The organism is Novosphingobium ginsenosidimutans (assembly GCF_007954425.1).
Taxonomy (GTDB): Bacteria; Pseudomonadota; Alphaproteobacteria; order Sphingomonadales; family Sphingomonadaceae; genus Novosphingobium; species Novosphingobium ginsenosidimutans.
The window spans coordinates 1472014-1486826 of the sequence record NZ_CP042345.1; the positions used below are offsets into that span (position 1 = coordinate 1472014).

The following is a 14813-nucleotide window of genomic DNA, read 5'->3' on the forward strand; positions in this document are numbered from 1 at the left end:
GCGGCACCACTCTCAAGCGAGAGTTTAGCCGCCCACCCAGCCACCCCGCCCCAGAGATTCACCCCTTCAAGGGACTGAAAAAATGAACGACCTGACCAAGTTCACCAACCAGATGGCGAAGCCGGAAACCTTCGACCAGATCCAGATCGGCCTCGCTTCGCCGGAGCGCATCCGCAGCTGGTCCTTCGGCGAGATCAAGAAGCCGGAAACGATCAACTATCGGACCTTCAAGCCAGAGCGTGACGGCCTGTTCTGCGCCCGCATCTTCGGTCCGGTGAAGGACTATGAGTGCCTGTGCGGCAAGTACAAGCGCATGAAGTACAAGGGCGTCGTCTGCGAAAAGTGCGGCGTCGAAGTCACCGTCACCAAGGTGCGCCGCGAGCGCATGGGCCACATCGAACTGGCGGCGCCGGTTGCGCACATCTGGTTCCTCAAGTCGCTGCCCTCGCGCATTGGCCTGCTGCTCGACATGCAGCTCAAGCAGCTTGAGCGCATCCTCTACTTCGAGAGCTATGTGGTGATCGAGCCGGGCCTGACCCCGCTTGAGAAGTACCAGCTGCTGACCGAAGACGAACTCTACGACTACCAGGACGAGTATGGCGAAGACGCCTTCTCGGCCGGGATCGGCGCCGAAGCCGTCAAGCAGATGCTGATGAGCCTCGACCTGGTGCAGGAAAAGGAAGACCTGCTCAAGGAACTGGCCGAAACCAAGTCGGAACTGAAGCCGAAGAAGATCATCAAGCGCCTGAAGGTGGTCGAATCGTTCATCGATTCGGGCAACCGTCCGGAATGGATGATCCTCGATGTCGTGCCGGTCATTCCGCCGGAGCTGCGCCCGCTGGTGCCGCTGGACGGTGGCCGCTTTGCGACCTCGGACCTCAACGACCTCTATCGCCGCGTCATCAACCGCAACAATCGCCTGAAGCGCCTGATCGAGCTGCGCGCGCCGGACATCATCGTCCGCAACGAAAAGCGCATGCTGCAGGAAGCCGTTGACGCGCTGTTCGACAACGGCCGCCGCGGCCGCGTGATCACGGGTGCCAACAAGCGTCCACTGAAGTCGCTGTCCGACATGCTCAAGGGCAAGCAGGGCCGCTTCCGCCAGAACCTGCTCGGCAAGCGCGTCGACTATTCGGGCCGTTCCGTGATCGTGACCGGTCCGGAACTCAAGCTGCACCAGTGCGGCCTGCCCAAGAAGATGGCGCTCGAACTGTTCAAGCCGTTCATCTACGCCCGCCTCGATGCCAAGGGTCTGTCGATGACCCTGAAGCAGGCCAAGAAGTGGGTCGAAAAGGAACGCAAGGAAGTCTGGGACATCCTTGACGAGGTGATCCGCGAACACCCGGTGATGCTGAACCGCGCACCGACCCTGCACCGCCTTGGCATCCAGGCCTTCGAACCGGTCCTGATCGAGGGCAAGGCGATTCAGCTCCACCCGCTGGTCTGCTCGGCCTTCAACGCCGACTTCGACGGTGACCAGATGGCCGTCCACGTTCCGCTTTCGCTGGAAGCCCAGCTCGAAGCGCGCGTGCTGATGATGTCGACCAACAACATCCTCTCGCCCGCCAACGGCAAGCCGATCATCGTGCCTTCGCAGGACATGGTGCTGGGCCTGTACTATCTCTCGCTCGACCGCGACAACGAGCCGGGTCAGGGCATGATGTTTGCAGACATGGCCGAAGTGCACCAGGCGCTCGAAGTGGGTGCTGTGACGCTCCACTCGAAGATCGTCGCCCGCGTGCCGCAGACCGACGAGCAGGGCAACACCTTCCAGAAGCGGTTCGAGACCACCCCGGGCCGCATGCTGATTGGCGAATGCCTGCCCAAGAGCCACACCGTGCCCTTTGACGTCATCAACAAGGTGCTGACCAAGAAGGAAATCGGCGACGTTATCGACCAGGTCTATCGTCACACCGGCCAGAAGGACACCGTCCTCTTCGCCGACGCGATCATGGCCCTGGGCTTCCGTCACGCGTTCAAGGCGGGCATCAGCTTCGGCAAGGATGACATGATCATCCCCGACAGCAAGGATGCGCTGGTTGCCGAAACCAAGGAACTGGTTGCCGACTACGAGCAGCAGTACCAGGACGGCCTGATCACCCAGCAGGAAAAGTACAACAAGGTGATCGACGCCTGGAGCCGCTGCGGTGACCAGGTGGCCAACGCCATGATGGACGAGATCAAGGCCTCGCCGATCGACCCCGAAACGGGCCGTCAGAAGCCGATCAACTCGATCTACATGATGTCGCACTCGGGTGCGCGTGGCTCCCCGACCCAGATGAAGCAGCTGGCGGGTATGCGCGGGCTGATGGCCAAGCCTTCGGGCGAGATCATCGAGACCCCGATCATCTCGAACTTCAAGGAAGGTCTGACCGTTCTTGAATACTTCAACTCGACCCACGGCGCCCGCAAGGGCCTCGCGGACACCGCGCTGAAGACCGCCAACTCGGGTTACCTGACCCGCCGTCTGGTCGACGTGTCGCAGGACTGCGTCGTCGTAATCGAGGACTGCGGCACCGAACGCGCGCTGGAAATGCGGGCGATCGTGCAGGGCGGTTCGACCATCGCCTCGCTGGGCGAGCGTATCCTGGGCCGTACCCTGGCCGAAGACATTGCCGACAAGGACGGCGCTGTGATCATGGCCAAGGGCACGCTGCTGGATGAAGCCGCGACCGCTGTGGTCGAGGGTTCGGGCGTCCAGGCCGTCAAGATCCGCAGCCCGCTGATCTGCGAAGCCGAACAGGGCGTCTGCGCGACCTGCTATGGCCGCGATCTTGCCCGCGGGACCCCGGTCAACATCGGTGAAGCGGTCGGCGTCATCGCTGCCCAGTCGATCGGTGAACCGGGCACCCAGCTGACCATGCGGACCTTCCACATCGGTGGCGCGGCGCAGGTCAACGAGCAGTCGCACCTTGAGGCGATCTGCGACGGGACCGTGGTCTATCGCGACATCCCGACGATCACCGACAAGCGTGGCCGCCGCCTCAGCCTGGCCCGTAATGGCGAGATCGTGGTGATGGACACCGAGGGTCGTGAGCGCGCCATGCACAAGGTGCCCTATGGTACCCACCTGCTGCATGAGAACGGCGCGATCATCAGCGAAGGCGATCGCCTGGCTGAATGGGATCCGTTCACCACCCCGGTGATCACCGAAAAGCCCGGTATCGTGAAGTACCAGGACCTGATCGACGGTCGGACCATGACCGAGCAGACCGACGAAGCGACTGGCATGTCAAGCCGTGTCGTGACCGAGAACCGCTCGACCAGCCGTTCGAAGAAGGAAGACCTGCGTCCGCGCCTGACCCTGCTTGACGACGCCTCGGGCGAGGCCGCGCGCTACATGATGGCGCCTGGCACGACCCTGTCGGTCGAGGATGGCCAGGCGGTTGAGGCCGGTGACGTGCTGGCCCGCGCCAGCCGCGAAGCCGCCAAGACCCGCGACATCACCGGCGGTCTGCCGCGCGTTGCGGAACTGTTCGAAGCTCGCATCCCGAAGGACAACGCGGTTATCGCCAAGGTCTCGGGCCGGATCGAGTTCGTCCGCGATTACAAGGCCAAGCGCAAGATCGCGATCATCCCGGAAGAGGGTGAACCGGTTGAGTACCTGATCCCCAAGTCGAAGACGATCGACGTGCAGGAAGGTGACTGGGTCAAGAAGGGCGACAACCTGATCTCAGGCTCGCCGAACCCGCACGAGATCCTGGAAGTGCTCGGGGTTGAGGCGCTGGCCGAATACCTCGTCGCTGAAATCCAGGAAGTCTACCGACTGCAGGGCGTGAAGATCAACGACAAGCACATCGAGGTGATCGTTCGCCAGATGCTGCAGAAGGTTGAGATCACCGACGGCGGCGACACCACCCTGCTGGCCGGCGAACAGGTCGACCGCGAGGAAATGGATGAAACCAACTCCAAGCTGGCTCCGGGTCTCAAGCCCGCAGAAGGCAAGCCGGTGCTGCTGGGGATCACCAAGGCATCGCTCCAGACCCGCTCGTTCATCTCGGCGGCCTCGTTCCAGGAGACCACTCGCGTGCTGACGCAGGCGGCGGTTGAAGGGAAGCGCGACAGCCTGATCGGTCTGAAGGAAAACGTGATCGTTGGCCGTCTCATCCCCGCCGGTACCGGTGCGGGCATGAACCGTCTGCGCGTTGCCGCTTCCAGCCGCGATGCCGCGCTGCGCGCGTCCTATCGCAAGCTGCAGGAAAGCCTGATCGCGCCCGATAGCGCCGCAGAAGAGCACGCGGCTGAACTGGCCCAGGGCCCGGAAGCCGCGATCGGCGACGATCCGCTGGCGATGGTCGAGGGTGAAACCCACGGCACCGACGCCGATGCCGGCGATTACCTGAACCCCGAAGCGGCGGACGGCGAGGAGTAATCCTCGCGCCCTCCTGACGGGTAAACGAAGACCCCGCCGGATCGCTCCGGCGGGGTTTTTCGTTTGCGTGCATCGGTATTTCTGACATCTTCTCCTGATCGGTCGCTTGTCGCGCCAACGAGCGCAGCTGCATTCCAATGGGGGAGAATCGATGTTCCACCGTTTCCTCGCCAGCGCCGCGCTGGCCGCCATCCTTTGTGCAACGCCGCTAGCGGCTCAGCCGTTGCCTGCCGACAGCCCGATCAAAGTGGGCGAAGTGGCGGGCTTCACCGCTGTGCGCGACTGGTCGGTCAATCAATCAGGCAACCTGACCAAGGTCGTCGCACCGGAAGGCGATTTCACGGTGACGGTGGTTGACCTTGGTCCAGCGGCAGATGCCGCCGCCGCAGTTTCCGCTGCCACGGCGCTCGTCCCCAGCCTCGCTGGTCTCACGATCGAGGAAACGGTCCGTCCCGCCGCCACCGATGGCTGGGACGAACGCACCACCAGCTATTTCGAAGTGCCCCCGGCGCAGAACCGTTTTGCACTGGCCGCAGCCTACCGCCGCGGCGATCGCTGGGTCGTGCTGATCGCCGATGGATCTCAGGCCACGCTCGGCAAGCGCGGCGCTGCGCTCGGCACTATGTCGGCGTCGCTCCGTCCGGCTGGCTTCGTCAAGGAGGACTTCTCCGGCAAAAAGGCCAATCCCCTGACGCCGGAACGGATCGAGGCGCTCAAGTCTTTTGTGCGTAGCGGGATGGACCAGCTCAAGGTGCCCGGCGTGGGCATGGCTCTGATCGAAGGCGGCAAAGTGGTCTGGGAGGGCGGCCTCGGGCTGCGCGATCCGCGCGGCAAGGCGCCGGTTGATGCCCATACGCGCTTCATGATTGCGTCGAACACTAAGGGCATGGCTACGCTCTTGCTTTCGACCCTGGCCGATGAGGGCAAGCTCCAGTGGGACCAGCCGGTCACGGCGCTCTATCCCAGCTTCCGGCTAGGTAGTGACGCGGTGACCAGATCGGTGCTGGTCAAGCACCTGGTTTGCGCGTGCACGGGTCTGCCGCGCAAGGATGTCGAATGGATCATCGCTGGCCGCGCCACGACGCCGGCTGCCGACACCTTCAGACAGCTCGCGGCAACTCAGCCGACTTCGGGCTTCGGCGAAGTCTTCCAGTACAACAACCTGATGGCTTCGGCGGCCGGCTATCTTGGCGGGCACCTGGCCTATCCGAAGCTTGAGCTGGGCGCGGCCTTCGACCGGGCCATGCGCGAGCGGATCTTTGCGCCGCTTGGGATGAAGGACACGACCTTCGACTTTGCCATTGCCACCAAAGGCAATTATGCGGCCCCGACCCAGGTTGGCCTCGACGACCAGGTCGAGGTGTTCGACCAGACCTTCAACAGCCACGTGATCCCTTACCGCCCGGCTGGCGGGGCCTGGTCGAGCGCGCATGACGTAGCGCAGTATGTGATGCTGGAACTCAACAAGGGGATCACCCCGTCCGGCAAGCGCCTGGTCAGTGCTGAGAATCTATTGGCCAGGCGGGCGCACAATGTCCGTGATGGCGAGGATAGCTGGTACGGAATGGGACTTTCGACCCGTCGCCGCTATGGCCTGGACTTCGTCTATCACGGCGGCAGCATGGCCGGGTACAAGAGCAACTGGTACGCGCTGCCTGACAGCGGGGTGGGGCTGGTGCTGCTGACCAATTCGGAAGATGGCAATCCGCTGATCGAACCGGCGCTGCGCAAGCTGGTTGAACTGCTTTACGATGGCCGTGATGAAGCTGCGGCAAGGCTGGCTGCGGCCGGACGCAATGTTGCAAGCGGACGCCATACGCTGCGAGACAAGCTCACACTTGGGCGCGCGGCGTTTGACGCGCTCGGTCTTGCGCCGCGCTATCGTAATGCCGAGTTGGGTGACGTGTCATTCAGCACTGGTGCAAAGGGGGAGGCGATGGTGACCTTCGGGGAGCTCTCCGGTCCCGTGGCCGTGCAGCGCAATCCGGATGGGACCGCCAGCCTAGTTGGCACCGGCGGCCACGTGTTTGGCTTTGACGTGCTGGTTGGAAAGGACGACCAGGGCAAGCGGACCTTGACGCTGCGCGACCCCCAGCACGTCTATATCTACACCGAGGGTTAAGGACTCAGGACGTCCGCAGCTCGTGCCAGCGCGCCAGTGCGGCGGAGACCGATTGCATCATTTCCATTCGTGCGCGGATCGGCTGGTGGGTCTGGCCGATCAGAACGGCAACCCCATAGTACGAGCCGTCCGGTGCCTCGACCACGGCAACGTCGTTGTAGCCAGTGGCAAGTGAACCAAGCTCCTGACCGGTTCCGGTCTTGTGGAAGGCCTTCCAGCCCGGGGGCAGCCCGGCCTTTAGTCGCATCGGCCCGCTGCGCGACTTGCCCATCGTATCGAGCAGCAGCTTGGTCGATTGCTCGGACAAAAGCTCACCCTTGGCAAGGCGGGCGAGGGCCTGGGCCATGCCTGCAGGGGTCGCGCCGTCCATCGGATCGGCGACATACTTGGCAAGCGCCGCCTCGCGCACTTCCTTGGGCAGGCGGGCGCGGGCCTGTTCGAAGTTGCGACCAGCGGCAAGTTCGGGCGACCAGGTCAGGCCGGCTGCGGCGCTCTGGAGCAGCCGTTCACCAGGGCCGAAGCGGATGCCGGCAATCTCACGGCTCTTGAGGAAAGCGCGGACGTGATTAGGACCTCCGACGGTCCAGAGCAGGCGGTCGTTGGCAGTGTTGTCGGACAGCGAGAGGGCGTTTGCCATCAGCATCTGGACCGGTCGCGCGATCACCCCCTTGTCGAGCACTTCCCATTGCAGCGGCTGATTGAACAGGGTCAGGTCGCGCGGCGTGATGGTAATCTGCTGGTCGAGCCGCATGCGCCCGTTGTCGACAGCATCGAGCACCGACATCGCCACCCATAGCTTGGACACGGACTGCTGCGGAAAATGCTGGTCAAGCCTTGCCCCGACGGTCCAGTCGCAGCCCGCCTTGGTCACCGCAATGCCGACCTGGCCTTCGAAGCTGGCGGCAATGCGTGAGAGTTCCGCCTGCAAGGCCGCCGGCTGGGCCGAGCAATCGGCCTGGAATAGCGGCGGGGTGGGGCGCTTGCCCACTTCCTCAAGGTCCAGCACGAAAGCCGGAGCGCCGCCGGTGGCGGTGCCAAATGCGTAGGAGCCAAGGCCTGCCAAGGTCAGCACCGCTGCACCCGCCGCCAGCCAGCGACGCGGATGAACCTGCCCGCGCCGCGAGCCGAGGCGGTCGTTCATAGATACGGGGTTGTTACGCTCAATCAGCATAGGTTGCGGGCAGCATTATCCACACCGCACCCCTTTGGAGCAAGGCTCCGTACGGCTTTTTCGTCAGGCGTAGGCCATGGCCTCCAGCGCCCCGAAGCAGGCGAGGGCACCCTTGTCGCCAAAGGGTTGAAGCTGGCTGACAAAGACCCCGCCAAGCCCGGCCACTGGATCGATCCAGTAATAGGAATTGAAGATCCCGGCCCAGGCCAAGCTCCCCGGCGAGCGGCCATTGGGACCCTTTTCGGGGTTGATCAGGAAGCCCAGGCCCCAGCCGGTGTGCTGATCGGGGAAGGTATCATAGGGCGCCGCAAGCTGCGGCATGGCGCTGCCCATGTAGCCGGCGCGCAAGGGGGCAACCTGGTTGCGGCTCATCTCGGCAATTGTCGCCGTGCTGAGCACGCGCTTACCCTCCAGCTCGCCGCCGTTCAGCACCATCCGCACGAACTGGGCATAGTCGGGCGCGGTCGAAGTGATGCCGCCGCCGCCGCCATCGAACTCGCCGCCACCGAGGTAGATATCGACGGGCGACAGCGTCTCCCCGGCGCGGACATGGACCCGCGCGGCGTCAGCCGGGAGCGTCTCCCGGAAGGCCGTACTGGTCATGCCGAGCGGCTCAAACAGATTGGCGTTCAGGTAATCGTTGAGCCGTTCACCGGTCGCCGCCTCGATCGCCAGGCCGACCCAGTCGGTCGCGACCGAGTATTCCCAGCGCTCGCCAGGATCGAACATCAGCGGCATGGTCACCGAAGCACGGCTGCCGGGCATCGGCATTCCCACCGCGTTGAAGTACTGCAGCACTTCCGGGTGCACGAAGAAATAGCCAAGGCCGGCGGTGTGAGTCAGCAAGTGGCGCAGGGTAATCGCGCGCGTGGCTGGGCGGAGCTGGGGCTTTCCGTCCGCGTCAAACCCAGTCAGCACTTGTGGATTTGCCAGTTCTGGCAGCAGTGCGCCAACATCGGCATCAAGCTCGAGCCGGCCCTGCTCAACAAGCTGCATGGCACCGGTCGAAACCAGCGCTTTGGTCATCGAGGCGATCTGGCAGACCGTGTCGAGCTGCATCGGCACGCCGCTGGCGAGGTCAGCGTGGCCCAGCACTTCTGCATGGCGTACCCCGCCGCGGTCGACGATCAGGCCCACGGCTCCGGGCAAGTTGGCTTCGGCAAAGGCGGCGGCAAAGGGTGTGGTCTGGCTCATGGCGCGTGAAGCTAGCGATGGCGGGCGCGAAGGGGAAGCATCATTGCAGCAGGCGACTTGCGCGGGTAGGGACGCGGGGCAATGACCGTCACCACCCGCTTCGCCCCCTCGCCAACCGGAACGCTGCATGTCGGCAATGTCCGCACGGCGCTGCACAACTGGCTGTTGTCGAAGCAGGCTGGCGGGCGCTTCCTGCTGCGGATCGACGATACCGACAAGGAGCGCAGCCGCGAGGAATATGTCGAGGCGATCCGCGCCGACCTCGCCTGGCTTGGGCTGGTCCCCGATGGGGAAGAGCGCCAGTCGGCCCGGTTCGACCTCTACGAACACGAGTTCCAGAAACTGGTCGCGGCGGGCCGGGTCTATCGCTGTTACGAGACGGCGCAGGAGCTGGAGCTGAAGCGCAAGGTCCTGCTCGGCCGGGGCCTGCCGCCGATCTACGACCGCGCTGCGCTGGCGCTAAGCGAGGCCGATCATGTCGCCAAGGCAGCGGCTGGCGAACGCCCGCACTGGCGCTTCCTGCTGGATCACGATCAGCCGATTGAATGGACCGACGGCATTCGCGGTCCCCAGCATTTCGACCCGCGCCAGATGTCGGATCCGGTGGTGCGCCGCGCCGATGGGTCGTGGCTTTACATGCTCCCTTCGGCAATCGACGATGTCGACATGGGAATCAGCCATGTGCTGCGCGGCGAAGATCACGTTTCAAACACGGCGGCGCAGGTGCAGATGTTCACCGCGCTCGGGGCCGAAGCGCCAAAGTTCGCGCACGAGGCGTTACTGGTCGGGGCCGAAGGCAAGCTTTCGAAGCGGCTCGGCTCGCTCGGCATGGCCGAACTGCGCGAGAGCGGAATCGAGCCGCAGGCCGTGATTGCCCTGCTGGCGCGGCTCGGCACCTCCGATCCGGTCGATCCGGCGCTGGATGCCGATGCACTGGCGGCAAATTTCAACCTGGCCCATTTCGGCCGCGCACCGGCCCGGTTCGACGAGACCGAACTGGCCCGCGTCAACGCTGCGATCATCCACCGCCTGCCCTTTGCGGCGGTGGCCCATCGCCTCCCCGCCGGGATGGACGATGCGGCGTGGGAAACGATCCGTCCGAACCTGGCGCGCCTGTCCGAAGCGGCCGACTGGTGGCAGGTGGTGACCGGGCCGATTGCCGCCCCCGCGCAGTCGGACGAGGACCGTGCCTACCTTGCGGCAGCCGCTGCGGTGCTGGAACAGGTCGGGGCTGATTGGGCTGCGCTGACCGCCGCCCTCAAGGAGCAGACCGGACGCAAGGGCAAGCCGCTGTTCCTGCCGTTGCGCCAGGCACTGACCGGGCAGGACCACGGACCCGAGATGGCCGCGCTGCTGCCGCTGATCGGCCAGGACGCCGCGCTCGAACGGCTGCGCGCCGCGGCCTAGGCGGCGATTTCGGCGACCTGTTCGTCAGCTGCTTCAAGCAGCCGCTTCTCGATCGCCTTCATCCGCTGCGTGCCATCGATCTTCTCGCCAAACAGGTCGGTGACATAGAAGGTATCGACCGCGCGCTCGCCATAGGTGGCGATATGGGCGGAATGGACGATCAGCTTGCCTTCGAACAGTGCGCGGGCGAGGCGGTTGAGCAGGGCCGGACGATCGCGCGCGCTGATTTCGACCACGGTGAAGCGGTTGCTGGCCTGGTTGTCGAATTCGACGCGCGGACGCACTTCGAAGGCATCGGCACGCGGGCGGGCAAGGGGGCGGGCAGCCAGCTGGGGCACCAGCTTGATCTTGCCGCCGAGTGCATCGCCGATCATCGTGCGGATCCGGGCGAGCTGACCTTCTTCCGAGAAGGGCCGACCGAGCGGGTCCTGGACCAGGAAGTTGTCGACCGCTGTACCGTTGCGGGCGGTGTGAATGCGCGCATCGATGATGTTGCCGCCGGCCAGATGGATGCCACCGGCAATGCGGTAGAACAGCCCCGGGTGGTCGGCTGCAATCACGGTCACCAGCGTCGCTCCGCGCGCGGCATAGTATTCGGTATGGACATCAAGTTCCTTGCCGGCGGCGGCATCGAACTGGATCAGGTTCTTCGCAATGATATCGTCCGGCTCGGCGATCCAATAGGCATCGCCCAGCTGCTTGCCGGCTGATTTCACCAGGCTGGCCTTCGCGCCCAGCAATTCGGCCACGGCAGCCTGCTTGGCGGCGATCCGCTCAGCCCGGCCGTGCTGGACATGGCCCAACCGTAACCGCTCTTCGCCGGCTTCGTAGAGTACATGGATCAACTGGCGTTTCCAGCCGTTCCAGACCCCCGGGCCGACCGCGCGGATATCGACGATGGTCAGCAGTGCAAGCAGCCGCAGGCGCTCGATCGACTGCACCTGCGCAACGAAGTCGGTGATCGTTTTCCAGTCGGCCAGGTCGCGCTTGAAGGCGGTGGCGCTCATTGCCAGGTGATTGCGCACCAGCCAGGAGACCAGCTCGGTCTCCTTTTCGTCCAGCCCGAAGCGCGGGCACAGCTTCAGCGCCACGTCTGCCCCCAACACCGAATGATCGCCGCGCCGCCCCTTGGCGATGTCGTGGAGTAGCACAGAGGCATAGAGCGCGCGGCGGTTGACGATCTTGTGGACCAGCGCGGTGGCAAGCGGATGATCCTGCTTCATTTCGCCGCGCTCAATCCGCGCGAGGAGGCCAATCGCGCGGATGGTATGCTCGTCGACCGTGTAGTGGTGATACATGTCGAACTGCATCTGCGCGTTGACCCGGCCGAAATCGGGCACGAAGCGGCCAAACACACCGGCTTCGTTGAGCCAGCGCAGCGCATTCTCGGGATCGTGGCGGCTGGTCAGGAGGTCAAGGAACAGAGCGTTGGCGCGCGGGTCCTTGCGCAGCGGATCAATCAGGCGGGCATCGCGCACCGCCAGCCGCATCGCTTCGGGGTGCAGTTCGAACCCATGGCTGTCGGCCAGCACGAAGATCTCGAGCAGGCGGACCGGATCTTCGGCAAACCAGCCATCGCCGGGCACGTTGATCCGCCCGCCGAACACCGGATAGCCGCCCACCATCCGCCGCCGCGCGCGGAAGCCCGCCAGCAGCCCGCGGGGTTGCTTCTTGCCCGATTGCTCTTCCAACTGGGCCAGGAACAGCCCGGTGAGGTGGCCGACCGTTTTTGCCTGGAGGAAGAAGTACTGCATGAACCGCTCGACCGCGCTTTTGCCCGGGCGCTCGGCAAACTGCATCCGCCCCGCAACCTCGCGCTGGAGGTCGAAAGTCAGCCGGTCTTCGGCGCGGCGCGTGATGGTGTGGAGGTGGCAGCGCACTGCCCAGAAGAAGTCCTCGGCCCGTCGGAACTTGCGGTATTCAGCCGGGGTCAGCAGGCCGACGGTAACGAGCTCTGATGGGTCGCGCACCTTGTGGAGGTACTTGCCGATCCAATAGAGCGTGTGCAGGTCGCGCAGGCCGCCCTTGCCTTCTTTCACGTTGGGTTCGACGACATAGCGGCTGTCGCCCAGCCGCTTGTGCCGCTCGTTGCGCTCGGCCAGCTTCTCGGTGATGAAATCGCGCTCGGTCCCGGCGACGACTTCGGCGCGGAAACGAGCCTGGGCCTCATCGAACAGCGCCTGGTCACCCCAGACATAGCGTCCTTCAAGCAGGGCGGTGCGGATCGTCAGGTCGCCGCGCGCCATCCGCACCATTTCGTCAAGCGAGCGGCTGGAATGGCCCACCTTGAAGCCAAGGTCCCACAGGAAATAGAGGATTGCCTCGATCACTTGCTCGCACCAGGGCGTCTGCTTGATCGGGGTCAGGAAGGCGATGTCGACATCCGAATGCGGAGCCATTTCGCCGCGGCCATAGCCGCCCACCGCCATGATGGCGAGCCGTTCGCCAACCGAACGATTGCCGGAGGGATAGATATCGGCAACGACGTGATCGTGGATCACCCGGACGAGCTGATCGACCAGGAAGGCCTGGGCCTCGGCACAGTCATGCCCGGCGCTGGGCCTGGCAGTCAGACGACGCGCGATCTCTTCGCGGCCGCTGGCGAGTGCGCCGCGCAGGGCCTCGACCACGGCCGGGCGGGCGGCAGCACCGCCCTTGTCCGCCACCAAATCGGTGATCGCCCCGGCCAGCGCGCGCCGGTCAATGATCGCGCGCTGGTCCGGGATGCTATTCCGGCTCAAGCCGTGCTCTTCTGCTCGCTTTCCCACACCGTCAGGTAACGGGCCTTGAGCGTCCGCTTGTCAACCTTTTCGGTGCCGAGCCGGGGCAGCGTCTCGTTCTCCTGCCACAGCCGAACAGGGACCTTGAAGGCGGCGATGTTGGCTTTCAGGAACTCGCGCAGCTCCTCTTCCGTCAAGTGCTCGCCTTCCTTGGCCAGAAACACGCCGGTCGGCAGTTCGCCAAAGCGTTCGTCGGGCATGCCGAAGACGCTGCATTCGGAAACCTTTGGGTGGGCATAGATCGCCTGTTCTACCTCGATGCAGCTGATGTTCTCACCGCCGCGGATGATGATGTCCTTCTTGCGGTCGACGATGAACAGATAGCCGTCCTCGTCGAGGTAGCCGAGGTCACCCGTGCGGAAGAACCCGTCGGGCATGATCGCTGCCTGGGTCGCCTCGGTGTTGTTCCAATAGCCTAGGAAGTTGCAGATCGAGCGGATTGCGACTTCGCCGATCTCGCCGGCTGGCAGGCACTCGCCAGCATCATTGAGGATGCCGAGTTCGACCAGCGGCTTGGAGGCCGTGCCGGTCGAGCCGGGCTTGGCCAGGTAATTCTCATTGAAGTTCCCGCAGCCGACGCCGTTGGTCTCGGTCAAGCCATAGCCAAGTAGCGGGAAGGCATTGGGAAGTTCGTCGCGGATTTTCTTGACGTGATCGACCGGACGCGGTGCCCCGCCGGCGGCAAAGGCGGTGCAGCTGGAAAGGTCGTACTTGTGCCGGTTCGGATGACTGGCGATCTCGAAGCTCATCAGCGGGACGCCGACAAAGTAGGAGACCTTTTCCTTTTCGATCAGCCGCATCGCCTCTTCGGCGTTCCACTTGGGCATCAGGACCAGCTTGCGGCCGATCGCGAAAGACTGGAGGAACAGCGGCACTTCGCCGGTCACGTGGAACAGCGGCACGTTGACCAGGCTGCACGGCTGGCTGCTCGGCGCCTCGCCCTTCGAGCCGAGGTAGGTGAAGACCATCAGCGTTTGCGCAGCATAGTTCATCGTCCCTTGGACGACGCCGCGATGGTCGCAATAGGCACCCTTCGACTGCCCGGTTGAACCCGAGGTGTAGAGGATCGTTGCCAGGTCATCGCCCGTCAGCTCGGGCAAGGGGGTATCGGCCCCGCCGCCATGGGCGAGCAGTTCGGACAGGCCTTCCTGCCACGGGCAGTCATGGCGGATGGTTACCTGCTTGCCGGGGTAGGAGAAGCCGGCCAGCCGCTCGCCGCGTTGGGCATCGACCAGGGTGATCTTGCAGCCCGCCAGCTCGATCCCACCGGCCAGTTCTTCGCCCGTCCACCAGCCGTTCAAAAGCGTGGCGCACCCGCCGGCCATCAGTACGGCCATATAGGCCACGATCCAGTTGGCCGAATTGCGCGCGGCGATCCCGATCCGGTCCCCCTTCTGCACGCCGTGGCCAACAACCAGCCCGCCCGCGACCGTGCGCGCAGCCGCATAGACGTCAAGGAACGATAGGCGCATGTCGCCATCAATGATGAATTCCGCCGCGCCATGTTGCGCGCAGTAATGCTCGAACAGGTGCGCCAGCGATGGCGGCGCGTTCTTGAGCATCGGCAAATGACGGCCAAACCTTTCGATCTCGGTCGTTTCGAGCGGAGCGCCTGGGGCAGTCAGCGCGGTGATGACGCTGTTCAGGGCATTGTCGAGTTCACTCGGCATGCAACATCCTTATCCTCATGTTGAGGGACGCCCCCCATTCTGGCGTCCGCGCCAGGTTTGTTTCCCGGCTTCGTCTGTGCCAGAAGGCCGCGCAGCG

The 14813-nt window shown here is 64.4% G+C and carries 7 protein-coding genes; 3 read left to right on the top strand and 4 right to left on the bottom strand.

Going from position 1 to position 14813, the window contains the following annotated elements; translation table 11 throughout:
- The first annotated feature begins 82 nt into the window (after positions 1–82).
- Together rpoC and FRF71_RS07380 are read left to right on the top strand one after the other, a co-directional pair.
- A complete protein-coding gene (gene rpoC / locus FRF71_RS07375; RefSeq protein WP_147089998.1) occupies positions 83–4372 on the top strand; it encodes a DNA-directed RNA polymerase subunit beta' in 4290 nt (1429 codons plus the stop codon).
- A 151-nt stretch (positions 4373–4523) separates the two neighbouring features.
- Positions 4524–6494, top strand: a complete 1971-nt coding sequence (locus FRF71_RS07380) for a serine hydrolase domain-containing protein (RefSeq protein WP_202878098.1) — start codon at positions 4524–4526, stop codon at positions 6492–6494.
- Positions 6495–6498: 4 nt separating this feature from the next.
- On the opposite strand, the gene FRF71_RS07385 is transcribed toward FRF71_RS07380, so the two are convergent.
- Positions 6499–7635, bottom strand: a complete 1137-nt coding sequence (locus FRF71_RS07385) for a serine hydrolase (RefSeq protein WP_161597902.1) — start codon at positions 7633–7635, stop codon at positions 6499–6501.
- 93 nt (positions 7636–7728) lie between these two features.
- Positions 7729–8859, bottom strand: coding sequence for a serine hydrolase domain-containing protein (locus FRF71_RS07390; RefSeq protein WP_147090000.1), 1131 nt, complete (start codon positions 8857–8859; stop codon positions 7729–7731).
- A gap of 81 nt (positions 8860–8940) precedes the next feature.
- On the opposite strand from FRF71_RS07390, the gene gltX reads away from it, so the two are divergent.
- Positions 8941–10266: a glutamate--tRNA ligase gene (gene gltX / locus FRF71_RS07395; protein ID WP_147090001.1), complete on the top strand. Its 1326-nt coding sequence runs from the start codon at positions 8941–8943 to the stop codon at positions 10264–10266.
- Here gltX and FRF71_RS07400 read toward each other — a convergent pair.
- On the bottom strand, positions 10263–13007 hold the full coding sequence (locus FRF71_RS07400) for a [protein-PII] uridylyltransferase (RefSeq protein WP_147090002.1): 2745 nt from the start codon (positions 13005–13007) through the stop codon (positions 10263–10265). The genes gltX and FRF71_RS07400 overlap by 4 nt on opposite strands.
- Positions 13004–14716 (bottom strand): class I adenylate-forming enzyme family protein, encoded by a 1713-nt coding sequence (locus FRF71_RS07405; protein WP_147090003.1) that lies wholly within the window; start codon positions 14714–14716, stop codon positions 13004–13006. Before FRF71_RS07405 ends, FRF71_RS07400 begins: the two co-directional genes overlap by 4 nt.
- Positions 14717–14813 lie beyond the last annotated feature (97 nt).